The sequence below is a fragment of the Streptomyces sp. E11-3 genome (assembly GCF_046540415.1).
In the GTDB taxonomy this organism is placed as follows: Bacteria; Actinomycetota; Actinomycetes; order Streptomycetales; family Streptomycetaceae; genus Streptomyces.
Map to the genome: position 1 here is coordinate 640,366 of NZ_JAZGRL010000002.1, position 14,074 is coordinate 654,439.

Consider the following 14,074-nt stretch of genomic DNA (forward strand, 5'->3'; position numbering starts at 1 on the left):
GCCCCCGACTCCTAGCTCCCAGCTCCTGCGTGCCGCTGGATATCGCCTTTTTATCAGGCAGGGTCCCTGATAGTTTACGGCGCGCGGGACAGGAAGCCACGATGGGGAGGGGCAGATGGGTCAAGTCACCCTTGATATACGGCAGTTGAGGCGGGCGCGGTATGCCGTGGCCGCGGTGTTCTGTGTGCACGGTGCGGTCACCGGGTCCTTCGCGACCCGGGTGCCGTGGATTCAGGAGCACACCGGCGTGAGCGCGGGCCAGCTCGGCCTGGCGCTGGCCTTCCCCGCGATCGGCGCCTCGCTGGCGATGCCGCTCGCGGGCGCGATCAGTCACCGCTTCGGGGCCCGTACGGCGCTGCGCGGGCTGCTGGCGCTGTGGACGATGGCGCTGGTGCTGCCGTCGCTGGCGCCGAATCTGCTCACGCTGTGCGCTCTGCTCTTCGTGTACGGGGCGACGGCGGGGATGTCCGATGTGGCGATGAACGCTCTCGGCGTGGAGATCGAGAACCGCATGGACCGCTCGATCATGTCCGGGCTGCACGGCATGTGGAGCGCGGGCGCCCTGATCGGCTCGGCCGCGGGCACCCTCGCCGCGCACCTGGGCGCCGACGCGCGGCTGCACCACCTGCTCGCGGCGGGGGCGCTCACCGTCTTCGGTGTCCTCGCCTGCCAGGGCGTACTCGATCTGCGCAGCACTTCGGACGAGGCGCCGCCGCCGCGGTTCGCCCTGCCGCCGAAGTCGGCGCTGCTGATCGGCGCGGTCGGGTTCTGCGCGGTGTTCGCGGAGGGGGCGAGCCTGGACTGGTCGGCGGTCTACCTGCGGGACGTGCTGAGCAGTTCACCGGGGGTCGCGGCCGCGTCCACGACAGCGTTCGCGCTGACCATGGCGGTGGCGCGGCTGTGCGGGGACGCCGTGGTCGACCGGTTCGGCGCGGTGCGTACGGTGCGCGTCGGCGGGGTGTTCGCGACGATCGGCGGGCTGTTGGTGGTGACCGCGCCCAACGCGGCGCTCGCGCTGACCGGCTTCGCCTTCATCGGCCTGGGGGTCGCGGTCGTGGTGCCGCTGGCCTTCGCCGCGGCGGGCCGCAGCGGCGACAACCCGAGCCTGGCCATCGCGGGGGTCGCCACCATCACGTACACCTCGGGCCTGATCGCCCCGTCGGCGATCGGCGCGGTGGCGGACGTGACCTCGCTGGTGGTCTCCTTCGGCCTGGTGACGGCCCTGGCCTTCGGGCTCATCGCGTGCGCGGGCGTGCTGCGTACGGCGGGCAGGGTCGGCGCCGAGGCCCGCGAACAGGCGGCCACCGCCGCGCAGGGTCAGCCCCCGGTCACCAAGTCGTAGGCGTAGTCCGGGGTGAAGCTGCCCGCCTTGCCCCGGCAGCCGTCCGCCTCACCGGGCAGCTTGATCCACAGGTAGCCGTCGATCCGCGACTGACCGGTGCTGAGGGTCGGCGGCTGCCCCAGTTTGCGGCCCGCGGGGTCGCACCAGGCGCCGCCGGGCGGCGGGCCGTTGCCGTTGCGGCTGGTGTCGATGACGGCGCCGAGTGAGGCGGGGCCGCCCAGGGCGGAGAGCACCTGGCGGGCGTAGGCCGCCTCGTCGCCGGTTCGGTGGAAGTTGGAGACGTTGGTGTAGATGCCGTCCGAGGAGGCGGTTGAACCGGCGCCCGCCTGACGCAGCAGGCCGGCCATCGTGGCCGCCGGGTGCCAGCCGGAGTGCCCGGCGTCGTAGTAGACCCTGGCCTTCGGGTTCGCGGCGTGCAGCGCGCGTCCCGCGCGCGCCAGTGAGGCGAACCGGGCCTGGCGCTGCCCGGCCGAGAGGCAGTCGGAGAGCGCGATGGCGTCCGGCTCCAGTATCACGATGACCTCGTCGGAGCCGAGCCCCGCGGCGAACTTCTCGATCCACCGGTCATACGCGGCGAGGTCGGGCGCGCCGCCCTGGGACGCGCCGCCGCAGTCGCGGTCGGGTATCGCGTACGCCACCAGGACCGGCACCCGGCTGCCGGATGGCGAGGTGACCGCGCGCACCCGTGAGGTGATCACGTCCGGGTTGTACTCGGCGAACCACACCGCGGCGGGCCTGTCCGCTATCCGCTCCTCGATCAGGGGGCGCCGTGGGTCGCCGCGGTTGGCCCTGACCCAGTCGAGCACCTGCGACTGGCCATGGCGGTAGAGCTTGCTGTCGGCGGGCTCGGCGGGCTTGGGGGCCGGGGGCTTGGTCGGGCTCGACTTCTTCTCGGGTGTCGGGGACGCCTTCGGCGGCTTCTTCGACTTCGAGGCGGACGGCGAAGGCGACGCAGACGCGGACGGTGAGCTCGACGGGGTCGGCGTCGGGACCGCGGGCAGCGGCTGCAGGGTCGGGGACCGGGACTCCTTAGGGCGCGCCTCGTCCCGTTCGCCGCCGTCCTGCACGGTCGACAGCACGCCCATCGCCGCCCCCACGGCAACCACGACCGACGCGGCGGCGGCCATCGCCTGTCGCCCGGCCGCCCAGCGGCGTCCGGCGCGATCGACCCGGCGCTGAGCGCGTGAGCCTGACACGGTGAATCCCCCCAGATTGACGTGCTTGCCACCGGCCGTTCCCCCGTTTCGGGGAAGGTCGCGGCCAGGTGAACCCCGCGCCAGCTTACGACTGGGACGCTGCGTGTATGGCGCAGACCCTGCATTCCCCCGGGGCGCACACCCCCGCACCCCGGCAGAACAACACGGCCCCGGCGGTCCCGGCCGACGTCGGCACCCTGGTCGCACGGATGCGCGCGCTGGGGGCGTCCTGGCCGCCGGACGACGGGGTCGCCGTCTTCAACCGGGTCTATCTGACGGTCACCGAAGAGGTCGGACAGCACATCGGCGCCGGCGTGTTCCCGGACGCCCCGGCGGCCGCGACGCTGGACGTCCGGTTCGCCGAGCGCTATCTGGCGGCCGTGGACACGGTGGTCGACGGGCAGCGGCCCGCGGCGTGCTGGCGGCCGCTGTTCCAGCATCGGCGGCATCCGGGCGTACGTCCGGTGCAGTTCGCGCTCGCGGGTATCAATGCGCACATCGGGCACGATCTGGCGCTCGCGGTGGTGGACGCCTGTCGTACGCTCGACTGCCAACCGGCCGACCTGGAGGACGAGTTCGACCGCGTAGGCGATCTCCTGGTGGCCCTTGAGGAGCGCGTCAGGGAGGACCTGATGCCAGGGCCCGACCTGCTGGAGGTCGCCGATCCACTGACGCACCTGGTCGGCTCGTGGAGCCTGGAGCGGGCCCGGCAGGCCGCCTGGTCGGCGGCGCGGGTGCTGTGGGGGCTGCGGGAACTCCCGGAGCTGGCCGAGGAGTTCAGAGTACGGATGGACGATGGCGTCGGCCTGGTCGGGCGCTGCCTGCTGACACCCTGGCGCTGAGTGCGGCAGCCTCGCTGAGTGCGGCGGCCTCGGGGGCTCCCCCTGGTCTTGCCGCCCCTCGCCGCGGCCGGTGCCGGGGGTGACAGCTCACCCCCGGCCGGCCTCAGGTTCTCAGTCCTCGGGCAGCTCGACCGGTGCGATCTCGTCGTAGAGGTCGCCGGGCCCGGGGTTGGTCGGGTCGGTGGCCCCGCCGAACTGGTGCATCACGCCCCACACGGCGTTGAGCCCGGTCTGGATGGCACCCTCCGCCCAGCCGGCCGTCCAGGAGATGTCGTCGCCCGCGAGGAACAGGCCGCGCTTGTCCTCGGCCAGCTCGTCCTGCATGAAGTGGGTGAACAGGCGCCGCTGGTAGCGGTAGTGGCCGGGCAGGTTGGCCTTGAACGCGCCCATGAAGTACGGCTCGTTCTCCCAGGACACGGTGACCGGGTTGCCGATGATGTGGCGTCGGATGTCGACCTTCGGGTAGATCTCGCCGAGCGACTTGAGCATGACCTCCATCCGCTCGTTCGCGGACAGCGGCAGCCACTTCAGGCTGTCGTCGCACCAGGTGTAGGAGAGGCAGATGACGGCGGGCTGGTCGGGGCCGTTGTCCAGCAGGTAGGTGCCGCGCGTCATGCGGTCGGTGAGCGTCATCGACATGGTGTCGCGGCCCGTCTCCTCGTCCTTGTCCAGCCAGAACGGCCGGTCGACCGGGACGAAGAGCTTGGAGGACTCCATGTAGTGGGTGCGCTCGATCGCCGTCCAGTGGTCGATCGGGAAGAGCGAGTCATCGCACTCGATCTTGGAGAGCAGCATCCACGACTGGGCGGTGAAGATCGCCGCACGGTAGGTGCGGATGTCCCCGGAGGCGTCGGTGACCGTGATGCGGTTGCCCGCGGTGCGGTGCAGCCGGGTCACGGCGGGGCGCGGCTCGCCGTCCTCGTGCAGCGACTTCAGGGACGTGCCGTACGCCCAGTGCACGATCTTCTCGGGCTCGCGCTCCCAGAGGCGCAGCGGCAGCTGCTGGCTGCCGCCGACGATGCCGCGGTGGTGGTCGTCGGCTTCAGTGTAGACGACGCGCAGGATCTCCAGGATGGAGTTCGGGAAGTCGGTGTCCCAGCCGCCGGTGCCGAAGCCGACCTGGCCGAAGATCTCGCGGTGCCTAAAGGACTTGAAGGCCTCGGACTCGCAGAGGAAGCCGTAGAAGGTCTGGTTGTCGAGCTTCTCGACGAGCTTCGCCCAGATCTCCCGGATACGCGGGACGTCGCGCTCGCGCAGGGCGCGGTTCATGTCGGAGAAGTCGGCGCCCTCCTCCAGGCAGGCGTTCCACGCGTGCATCACGTCGCGGTAGACCTGCGGCAGGTCGTCGACCGTCTCGGCGTAGTGCGACTCGCCCTTGAGATCGACGACCGTGGAGGGGGTGTCGGGGGCCAGCGGGTTGGGGAACGGCCGGGTCTCAAGGCCCACCAGGTCGATGTAGTGCTGCAGGGCGGTCGACGACGGCGGGAAGCGCATCGCGCCCATCTCGGCGGTGAGGTCGCCATCGCAGCCGGGGAAGCCGACCGTGCGCAGTCGCCCGCCGATCTGGTCGGCCTCGTACACCACGGGCTTGAGGCCCATCTTCATCAGCTCGTACGCGGCCACGATGCCGGAGAGCCCACCGCCGATGACCGCGACCTCGGCGCCGTGCTCGCCCGCGGGTATCTGGCCGAGCCCCGCCGGGTGTGCGAGGAAGTCGTCGTAGGCGTACGGGAAGTCCGGACCGAACATGGTGATCGGCGGCTGCGCGTCGGTGTGCTGGACGGCGGTGGGCACCGTGGACGTCATGGGGTACGGACTCCTTGCGCGGTGGTGAAGGGGGAAGCGAGGGGGTGTTGCTCAGACGAGGGAGGTGTAGAGGCCGGGCCGCCGATCCCGCAGATACGGGTTGGTCGCCCGGGAGGCGTTCAGGAACTCCGGGTCCACATCGCCGGAGACCAGCTCTTCGGCGCGACCCGCACGCGCGCGGGCGACCCCGTCAGGTCCGACCAGGGTGGACAGCCCGGCGAACTCGAACTCACCCTCGGGGCCGTTCCGGTTGGCGTAGGCAAGGTACATCTGGTTCTCGAAGGCCCGGACCGGCAGCACGGACTCGGCGACGATCTGGAAGGGGTGCATCAGCGCGGTGGGGACCAGCAGCAGGTCGGTGCCCGCCAGGGCGTGCGCCCGTACGTTCTCCGGGAACTCCACGTCGTAGCAGATCACCACGCCGACGGTCAGACCGCCCAGCTCGGCCTGGACGACCGGCTGATCGCCTGCCGTGAACTTCTCCGCCTCGAAGGCGCCGAACAGGTGGGTCTTGCGGTAGTTCAGTAGGCGGGTGCCGTCAGGGCCGACGAGCTGCGCCGCGTTGAAGACCGTCTCGCCCGCGCGCTCCGGATAGCCGTACGCCACCGCGATGCCGTGGCGGCGGGCGATCTCGGCCACCGTACGGGCGGACGGGCCGTCCACCGGCTCGGCGAGCCGGTGCACATCGTCGCCGATCGCGTAGCCGGTCAGGAACAGCTCGGGGCAGACCAGCAGCCCGGCCCCGGTGGCGGCCGCACGACCCGCCTCCGCGTCGAGGAGCTCCAGGTTCTTCGCCACGTCACCGGGGCGTCCGGAGCTCTGGAGCAGGGCGGTGCGCAGCGGCGGCATGGGCTTCCTCGGGCGGTACGGAAGGGTGTTCTGGGGACGCTTTGACGGTACGGGCCCGAGTTCTGCCCGGACAAGGCGCCACCGTTGCGCGACGCCGAGCGATCTGTTGCGTGTTTTCGACGCGATGCGGCGATTCGTTGCGCGCCCCAGCGCGGCCCGGTACGGAAGCCTCGCCTCCCGTACCCGTACGGTCCTACGCCACCGACCCGGACGTGAACCGCCTCAGCAGCGGCGACAGCACCAGCACCGACTTGGTGCGCTCCACGAAGGGCTCACCCGCGATGCGCTCGAGCACCCGCTCGAAGTGGCGCATGTCGGAGGCGAAGACCTGGACGACGGCGTCCGCGTCCCCCGTGACGGTCGACGCGGACACCACCTCCGGATACCGCTCCAGACCACGGCGGATGTCGTCGGGCGCGGTGTTGTGCCGACAGTAGATCTCGACGAACCCCTCGGTCTCCCAGCCGAGCGCCGCCGGGTCGACCCGGACCGTGAAGCCCGTGATGGCGCCTTCGGCGCGCAGCCGGTCGACCCGCCTTTTCACGGCGGGGGCGGAGAGACCCACCTCGGAGCCGATGTCCGCGTAGGAGCGGCGGGCGTCTTCGGCGAGGGCGTGGACGATGCGTTCGTCGAGGTCATTCAGTCGCACTGCGGGTGGATCACTTCTCTGCGGTGGCCAGTTCGGACGGCGCGTTCCCGAGCTGGGAGCGGTGCATGCCGTATCCGAAGTAGAACACGAGACCCACGACCATCCAGCCACCGAACCACATCCAGGTGAGGCCCGGAAGGCTGTACATGTTGTACGCGCAGAAGACGAAGCCCAGGATCGGGGTGACCGGGAAGAGCATCACCCTGAAGGTGCGGTTCATCTCGGGCCGGGTGTAGCGCAGGATGACGACGGCGATGTTGACCAGCGCGAAGGCGAAGAGGGTGCCGATGCTGGTGGCGTTGGCCAGCTCGCCCAGCGGGATGAACGCGGCGAGGGTGCCGCAGAAGAGCGAGACGATCACGGTGTTGGCGCGCGGCGCACCGGTCTTCGCGTCGACCTTGGCGAAGATCTTGGGCACGAGCCCGTCGCGGGACATCGCGAAGAGGATACGGGTCTGGCCGTACAGCACCGCGAAGACGACGCTGGCGATGGCCACGACGGCGCCCGCGGCCAGGACCACGCCCCAGAAGCTGTGTCCGGTGACGTCCTTCATGATCTGGGCGAGGGCGGCCTCGGTGCCCTCGAAGCTCTCCCACGGCATGGCGCCGACGGCCACCAGGGCGACCATGCAGTAGAGGACCGTGACGATCACCAGGGACAGCATGATCGCGCGCGGCAGATCGCGCTTGGGGTTCTTCGCCTCCTCACCGGCGGTGGAGGCGGCGTCGAAGCCGATGTACGAGAAGAACAGGACGGCCGCACCGGCGCTGATCCCGGTGATACCGAGCGGGGCGAGGGGGGTGTAGTTGCCCGCCTTGATGCCCAGGAAGCCGATCGCGCAGAAGAGCAGCAGCGTCGCGATCTTGATCACGACCATGATCGTGTTGACTCGGGCGCTCTCCTTGGCACCGCCCATCAGGAACACCATGGCGAGCAGGATGACGATGAGCGCCGGGAGGTTGACGTAGCCGCCCTCACCGAGCGGGGCCGACACCGTCTCGGGGATGGTGACGCCGAGGGTGCCGTCCAGCAGCTCGTTGAGGTACTCGCCCCAGCCGACCGCGACGGCCGCGACCGACACGCCGTACTCGAGGATCAGGCACCAGCCGCATATCCAGGCGATGAGCTCGCCCATGGTCGCGTACGAGTAGGAGTACGAGGAGCCGGAGACCGGTACGGAACCGGCCAGCTCCGCGTAGGAGAGCGCCGAGAACAGGGCGGTCAGGCCGGCGATGACGAAGGAGATCGTTACGGCGGGTCCGGCCTTGGGGGTCGCCTCGCCGAGGACGACGAAGATGCCGGTACCGAGGGTGGCACCGATGCTGATCATGGTCAGCTGCCACATGGTGAGCGACCGCCGCAGCGTGCCGCCCTCACCCTGACCGCCCTCGGCGACCAACACCTCAACGGGCTTGCGGCGCATCAGCCGCGCCCCGAGCCCGGGGGTTCGTACGGCCGTGGGGGGTGCCGAGCTTTGGTCCAACACTGGGGACGCTCCTTGTCGTGCTGCGGGTCGAGCGGCGGTTGACCGCGACGGCCCACGGCAGGGCAGGGCGAAAGCACCTGTGGCCGGGGGCCGCCGAGCAGGCGGTCGCCGCCACTCCACGTACAGCGGTCGAGCCTATGAGCTGGGTGTTCCCATACGTAATGCACCAACCTTGCGCATCCGCGAATGATCATTGCGCGCAACAGCGACAGATGGATGTTTGTTGCGCATCGCCGTTACAAGTCGCGCAGACGGTCGGCAATCTCCCTCAACAGGGCCGGGTCCCGGTGCCGCTGGTCGGTGCGGGGTGGGGTCACCTGGACCAGACCGGCCTCGACCAGGTCGACGAGCAGGACACGGACGACCGTGAGGGGCAGATCCGCGTCGGCGGCGATCTCGGCGACCGGTCGCGGTCCGCGCCGCACCAGGCCGAGCAGGGAACTGCGGGCATGGTCGAGACGCGCCGCGGACGGAGCTGCTTCCACGGCTGTGACCTGCGACATCAGGTCAACTGTGTGCGCCGCGGCAGGACGTGTCCGGCCTCGGGTAACGGTGTAGGGCCGCACCATCGGCCCGGTCTCGTCCTCGTACCAGTGCTCGTCCTGCTCGTCTTCGTACTGGTTGTCGCGCACGGATCAGGGGTCGACCTCTTCGGTGGCAGCGCGGGCGGGGACGGCCATATGGCGCCCCACCCGCCTGACCAGCAGGGCCATTTCGTGGGCCAGTTGTCCGACGTCGGTCTCGATGTCGCTGAGCACCGCCAGTCGGCTGCCGTCTCCCGCCGGGGTGACGAACAGGTAGGCGTCTTCGAGCATCACCATCGTCTGCCGCACGTTCCCGGCCGCGAAGCGGGCGCCGGTCTCCTTGGCGAGGCTGTGGAAGCCCGCACAGACCGCGGAGAGGTGCTCGATGTCCTTCTCGTCCATGCCGTCGGAGGCGCTGGTGGCCAGGCCGTCGCTGGTCAGCAGCACGGCCTGGCGGACATGGCCGGTTCTGGCCACCAGGTCGTCCAGCAGCCAGCCGAGGTCGCCCCGGGTCTGGTCCGACACCTGTTCGTCAGTCATCGTCGTCCGTTCCCTCTTCGGTCGTACGGGGGCTCTGGGCGGGGATCGCGGGCGGCGGGCCGACGGGGTCGCCCTGGCGGCCGCGGTCGAGTCCGCGCTGGAAGGAGCCGAAGATGGTGCGCATCTCGTCGGCGGTCACCTCGCGGGCGGGGGGCCGGTCCTGCTCCACCGGTTCGTCACGCAGGGGCGCGGCGAGCGAGGCCTGGCGCACTCGCCTGGGCAACTTCCGTACGGAGGTGCCGGCTTCGGGGACGGAAGCTTCAGGGACGGCAGCCTCGGAGGCCGACTTACGTGCAGCGGGCAGCGCCTCCCGCACCGGTTCTTCACGCTCTTCCGCCACGGGTCCGGTACCGGTCACCGGCTCGATGGCAGCGAGGATCGCATGGGGCAGCAGCACCACAGCCGTGGTGCCGCCGTACGGCGAGGGGCAGAGGGTGACCTCGATGCCGTGCCGTTCGGCGAGCCGTCCGACGACGTACAGGCCGAGGCGGTCGTTCCGTACCGGGTTGAACGTGCCGGGCCGGGACAGCGTCTCGTGCGCCCGCGCCCGCTCGTCCGCGTCCATACCGAGGCCGCGGTCGTCGATCTCCAGGACGAAGCCGTTGCGGGCCTCTCCGGTCCGCATGGTGACCTGGGTGTGCGGCGGCGAGAACACGGCGGCGTTCTCGACGAGTTCGGCGACGAGGTGCACCACGTCGGCCACCGCCTCCGCGCGGACGCCCGTGGGCGGCATCGGCGGGACCTCGACCCTGGTGTAGTCCTCGATCTCGCCGACCGCCGCCGACACGACGTCGGCGACCGGGACGGGACCCCGCCATCTGCGTCCCGGCGCGGCCCCGGAGAGGATGATCAGGCCTTCCGCGTGGCGGCGCATACGCGTGGTCAGATGGTCGATCCGGAACAGCTCGTGAAGCATGTCCGGGTCGCTGGTACGGCGCTCCAGGGTGTCGACGAGCTTCGACTGGCGGTGCACCAGCGCCTGGTTGCGGCGGGCGATGTTGAGCAGCACCGCGAAGACGCCGCGGCGCAGGTTCGCCTGCTCGACGGCGGCCTCGACGGCCGCCAGGCGTGCCGTGTTCAGGGCCTGCCCGACCTGCCCGATCTCGTCCGGGCCCCGCGCGTCGTCGCCGAAGTCCACGGGCGGGGCCGCCTTGGCCGCGTCCACCTCATCGCCGGCGCTGAGGCGCTCCATCACCTCCGGCAGCTGGCGGGTGGTGAGGAGGTCCGCGGCGTCGCGCAGCTCCTCCAGGCGACGGGAGATCCGGCGGCCCCCGGCCACCGAGAACCAGAGGGACAGTCCGCCGGCGGCGAGTCCGACACCGCCCACGACCGCGGCCTGGACCACCTCGCGGTAGGCGAAGTCGCGGCCCCGGTCGGCGCTGTTGAGTGCCGACCGGGTACAGAGCAGCATGTACCGCTGGACCGCCCGGTCCGTCGTGGTGCGCCAGGAGTCGGCGGTGACGGCCCGTCCCGCGCCGGACGCCCCCGCTGTCAGCAGCGCGTCCTCGCCGGCGATCAGCGCCCGGTACGCGTCGTCCTTCTCGAACTCCTCGAACAGCTCCCGGGAGTCGTCGGGGAGCGCGGGGACGTACGTACGGTGGAAGACCCGTCGGTCCTCGATGGTGGCGGTGAGCAGGCCGTACTGGCGTGCGGTGAGGCCGCCCGCGGCTCGGGCGCCCGCGACGAGGGCGTCCTCCCGGGAGACGAACTCCCTGACCCGCACCAGTTCGATGACGACCTGCGCCTCGCGGGCCAGCTGTCCTGCCTGCAGAGCAGTGAGCGCGGACTGCACGGCGAAGGTCGGTTCGACGACGCCGGTATAGGCGTCGACGGCGCGGTCCCAGGAGATCTTCCGGGTGATCACCCGTTCCCGCAGGCCACCCAGTCGCCCGGCGGCCTCGGCCATCTCCGAGAGGGCCGCGCGCTGCCCGTCGGAGAGTTCATCGCGCCGCTCTGGGTCGTCGATCGCCTCCCGCATGGCGCGTACGGCCCGGTCGGTCTTGCGGTGCTGGGTGATCAGGGCGGTGACGGCGGCCGTACCGCCGTCCTCCCCCTTGCCCAGGTACTCGGCGGAGATCCGGCGTTCGATCTGGATCTGCCCGACTGCGGTGTCGACCGGTGTTCCGAAGCCCTCGTAGACGCTCTGCAGCCGGATCAGGGCCCGCAGGTCGCCGGTCACCGAGACCATGGCGAAACTCCACAGCCCCAGCAGGGCGATGACCGGTGCGAGGGTGAGGGCCACGATCCGGCCGCGGATCGTGGGACGGCGCGGTTTCCGGAGCATGGTCTCCCCAGGTGCGTGGAGCGGCTGCGGGAGAGCGGCGGCCCGCGGCCGTCGCAGGGACGGCGACGGGCACACGGAGCCCGAACGGCGGGGGGTCCGCAGTTGTTACTCCCTGGTAGGAGCAGCAAGCTACGTGACTTGGCATGCACGTCGCAATATTTCGACGGCCCCGAACCGCACGAAACGGCCCCGACCGTACGAAGACGATCGGGGCCGTGTCAGAAGCAGGCGGCGGCCAAGCGGGGGCGCTCAGCTCCAGCTGGCGTGCAGCGGCTTGCCCTCCGCGTAACCGGCGGCGCTCTGCACACCGACGACGGCGCGCTCGGCGAACTCCTCCAGCGACCCGGCACCGGCGTAGGTGCAGGAGGAGCGGACGCCCGCGATGATCGAGTCGATCAGGTCCTCGACGCCGGGACGGGTCGGGTCCAGGAACATCCGCGAGGTGGAGATGCCCTCCTCGAAGAGCGCCTTGCGGGCCCGGTCGTAGGCGGACTCCTCGGAGGTGCGGTTGCGCACGGCACGCGCCGACGCCATCCCGAAGGACTCCTTGTACAGCCGCCCGTCGGCGGACTGCTGCAGGTCCCCGGGCGACTCGTACGTACCGGCGAACCACGACCCGATCATCACGTTGGACGCACCGGCGGCCAGCGCCATGGCGACGTCGCGCGGGTGACGGACTCCGCCGTCGGCCCACACGTGCTTGCCGTACTTCCTGGCCTCAGCGGCGCACTCGAGCACGGCCGAGAACTGCGGCCGTCCCACGCCGGTCATCATGCGGGTGGTGCACATGGCACCGGGGCCCACACCGACCTTGATGATGTCGGCGCCCGCCTCGACCAGATCCCGTACGCCCTCGGCGGCGACGATGTTGCCCGCGACGATCGGAACCTGCGGGTCCAGCGCCCGTACGGCCTTGACCGCGGAGATCATCGACTCCTGGTGGCCGTGCGCGGTGTCCACCACCAGGGTGTCCACACCGGCGTCGAGCAGCTGCTTGGCCTTGCCCGCGACGTCACCGTTGATCCCGACGGCCGCGGCGATCCGCAGCTTGCCCGCGGCGTCGACGGCCGGCGAGTACAGGGTCGCGCGCAGGGCGCCCTTGCGGGTCAGGATGCCGACGAGCCGCCCGTCCTTGTCGACGGCGGGCGCGACCTTGCGGTGGCCCGCGTCCAGCTTGGTGAAGGCCTCACGCGGGTCGATGTCGGCGTCGATGAGCAGCAGCTCCTTCGACATGACCTCGGACAGCTGGGTGAACCGGTCGACGCCGGACAGGTCCGACTCGGTGACGACACCGATCGGCTTGTGGTCCTCGTCCACGACGACACCGGCACCGTGCGCCCGCTTCGGCAGCAGCGACAGCGCGTCGGCGACGGTCTGCGCCGGAGCCAGGATGATCGGGGTGTCCAGGACGAGGTGGCGGGTCTTGACCCAGGTGATGACCTCGGTGACGACCTCGATCGGAATGTCCTGGGGGATCACGACAAGACCGCCCCTACGGGCGACGGTCTCGGCCATCCGGCGACCGGCGATCGCGGTCATGTTCGCCACGACCAGTGGAATCGTGGTGCCCGTCCCGTCCGGCGCGGAGAGGTCCACAGCCTGCCGGGAGCCGACAGCGGAGCGGCTCGGCACCATGAAGACATCGTCGTACGTCAGGTCGTAGGGGACCGGAGAAGAGTCCACGGGGCGCCCGGTACCTGGCTCAAGAAAACGCATAAGTCTCACATTTTCACGCGAAACGGCGCAGGTCACTCCCACAGAGACACAGCAAAGCGCCCCCGCGTTGGTGTGATCCTCCAGGGAGGTACGGGGGCTTGTGCAGGACAGTGGGCCTGCCTTACGTCGAAAGGTTACCCGAGCCGGAACAGAGCGGCGACTACGCAAGCCGACCCCTCACTGCCAGAAGCATTCTTCAATCACGATCTGGGGATCGACGGTTCTTCTAGTGAACTGATAGCGCAGCCATCCCCGGCCATGGTCGAAGTAGAAGACATGCTGGCCACCGGGGCGGGTGGACTGAGCAGGCTCGACGCTCATCCCGCCTGGAAGGTCACGATCGGCATCGATCCCCCGGAAGTACGGATCGGCGGCAGTGACGAGTTCTGCACGAGCGGCGTCAACCAGGGCGCGCGCTGCATCGGGAAGTGCCTCACGGTCGTCCTCGGCTGCCTTGGTCCAGTCAGCCTGCCAGGGCGGGCCCATGAACCCTTCGGTCACTGACCAGGCTCCGCTGCCGCCGCCGCGCGACGGAGGCGTCCGGCTTCCTCAATCAGGTCCTTCGCGCGACGGTAGTCGGCTTCCCGAGCAGCCGCGTCCTCCAGGCCGTGCACCTTCGCCTGGAGCTGCGGGTCACGGGCGAGGGCGTATTCGCTCCACCAGCGGGCCATGAAGGCGGGCACCGGCGCGAGGTCGTAGGCGTCGGCGATGTCACGGCGCCAGTGCCGGTCGAAATCCACCAGGAGTTGCGGAGCATGTTCGGCGATAGCGGCGCGCAAAGCCCTTGGGGTCTTGTCGGGCATGGGAGGCACGGCTCGCGCGCCAACAGGGGCAGTGGTC

13 protein-coding genes are annotated in these 14,074 nt (G+C 70.5%); 2 read left to right on the forward strand and 11 right to left on the reverse strand.

Translation table 11 applies throughout. The features are described 5' to 3' along the window. Positions 1 to 115: 115 nt before the first annotated feature. Positions 116 to 1,342 (forward strand): MFS transporter, encoded by a 1,227-nt coding sequence (locus U9R90_RS21670; protein WP_411058314.1) that lies wholly within the window; start codon positions 116 to 118, stop codon positions 1,340 to 1,342. Here U9R90_RS21670 and U9R90_RS21675 read toward each other — a convergent pair. Further along, complete coding sequence (locus tag U9R90_RS21675) at positions 1,318 to 2,538, reverse strand: glycoside hydrolase family 6 protein (protein WP_411058315.1); 1,221 nt, start codon at positions 2,536 to 2,538, stop codon at positions 1,318 to 1,320. The two genes, U9R90_RS21670 and U9R90_RS21675, sit on opposite strands and share 25 nt — an antisense overlap. 107 nt (positions 2,539 to 2,645) lie before the next feature. Between U9R90_RS21675 and U9R90_RS21680 the strand changes: the two genes are divergently transcribed. Next, complete coding sequence (locus tag U9R90_RS21680; RefSeq protein WP_411058316.1) at positions 2,646 to 3,380, forward strand: DUF5995 family protein; 735 nt, start codon at positions 2,646 to 2,648, stop codon at positions 3,378 to 3,380. Positions 3,381 to 3,491: 111 nt separating this feature from the next. Here U9R90_RS21680 and U9R90_RS21685 read toward each other — a convergent pair whose 3' ends face one another. The 10 genes from U9R90_RS21685 to U9R90_RS21730 all read right to left on the reverse strand — a co-directional run bounded on the left by U9R90_RS21685 (position 3,492) and on the right by U9R90_RS21730 (position 14,037). After that, positions 3,492 to 5,186: a flavin monoamine oxidase family protein gene (locus U9R90_RS21685; protein ID WP_411058317.1), complete on the reverse strand. Its 1,695-nt coding sequence runs from the start codon at positions 5,184 to 5,186 to the stop codon at positions 3,492 to 3,494. A gap of 51 nt (positions 5,187 to 5,237) precedes the next feature. Continuing rightward, the gene (locus tag U9R90_RS21690) at positions 5,238 to 6,035 is read right to left on the reverse strand and encodes a carbon-nitrogen hydrolase family protein (protein ID WP_411058318.1); all 798 of its coding nucleotides are present in this window, start codon (positions 6,033 to 6,035) and stop codon (positions 5,238 to 5,240) included. A 193-nt stretch (positions 6,036 to 6,228) separates the two neighbouring features. After that, a complete protein-coding gene (locus U9R90_RS21695; RefSeq protein ID WP_411058319.1) occupies positions 6,229 to 6,684 on the reverse strand; it encodes an Lrp/AsnC family transcriptional regulator in 456 nt (151 codons plus the stop codon). 10 nt (positions 6,685 to 6,694) lie between these two features. Further along, a complete protein-coding gene (locus U9R90_RS21700; RefSeq protein WP_411059765.1) occupies positions 6,695 to 8,107 on the reverse strand; it encodes an amino acid permease in 1,413 nt (470 codons plus the stop codon). A gap of 299 nt (positions 8,108 to 8,406) precedes the next feature. Continuing rightward, entirely contained in the window at positions 8,407 to 8,802 is a 396-nt protein-coding gene (locus U9R90_RS21705; protein ID WP_411058320.1) for a DUF742 domain-containing protein, read from the reverse strand. A 3-nt stretch (positions 8,803 to 8,805) separates the two neighbouring features. Then, positions 8,806 to 9,234 (reverse strand): roadblock/LC7 domain-containing protein, encoded by a 429-nt coding sequence (locus U9R90_RS21710; RefSeq protein ID WP_411058321.1) that lies wholly within the window; start codon positions 9,232 to 9,234, stop codon positions 8,806 to 8,808. Continuing rightward, positions 9,227 to 11,518: a nitrate- and nitrite sensing domain-containing protein gene (locus U9R90_RS21715; RefSeq protein ID WP_411058322.1), complete on the reverse strand. Its 2,292-nt coding sequence runs from the start codon at positions 11,516 to 11,518 to the stop codon at positions 9,227 to 9,229. The genes U9R90_RS21710 and U9R90_RS21715 overlap by 8 nt, the downstream gene beginning before the upstream one ends. Positions 11,519 to 11,767: 249 nt before the next feature. After that, a complete protein-coding gene (locus U9R90_RS21720) occupies positions 11,768 to 13,234 on the reverse strand; it encodes a GuaB1 family IMP dehydrogenase-related protein (RefSeq protein ID WP_411058323.1) in 1,467 nt (488 codons plus the stop codon). 177 nt (positions 13,235 to 13,411) lie between these two features. Beyond that, positions 13,412 to 13,735 carry a hypothetical protein gene (locus U9R90_RS21725; protein WP_411058324.1) on the reverse strand — a complete coding sequence of 108 codons (324 nt, stop codon included), beginning with the start codon at positions 13,733 to 13,735 and terminating at the stop codon, positions 13,412 to 13,414. Then, positions 13,732 to 14,037 (reverse strand): hypothetical protein, encoded by a 306-nt coding sequence (locus tag U9R90_RS21730; RefSeq protein ID WP_411058325.1) that lies wholly within the window; start codon positions 14,035 to 14,037, stop codon positions 13,732 to 13,734. The genes U9R90_RS21725 and U9R90_RS21730 overlap by 4 nt, the downstream gene beginning before the upstream one ends. Positions 14,038 to 14,074 lie beyond the last annotated feature (37 nt).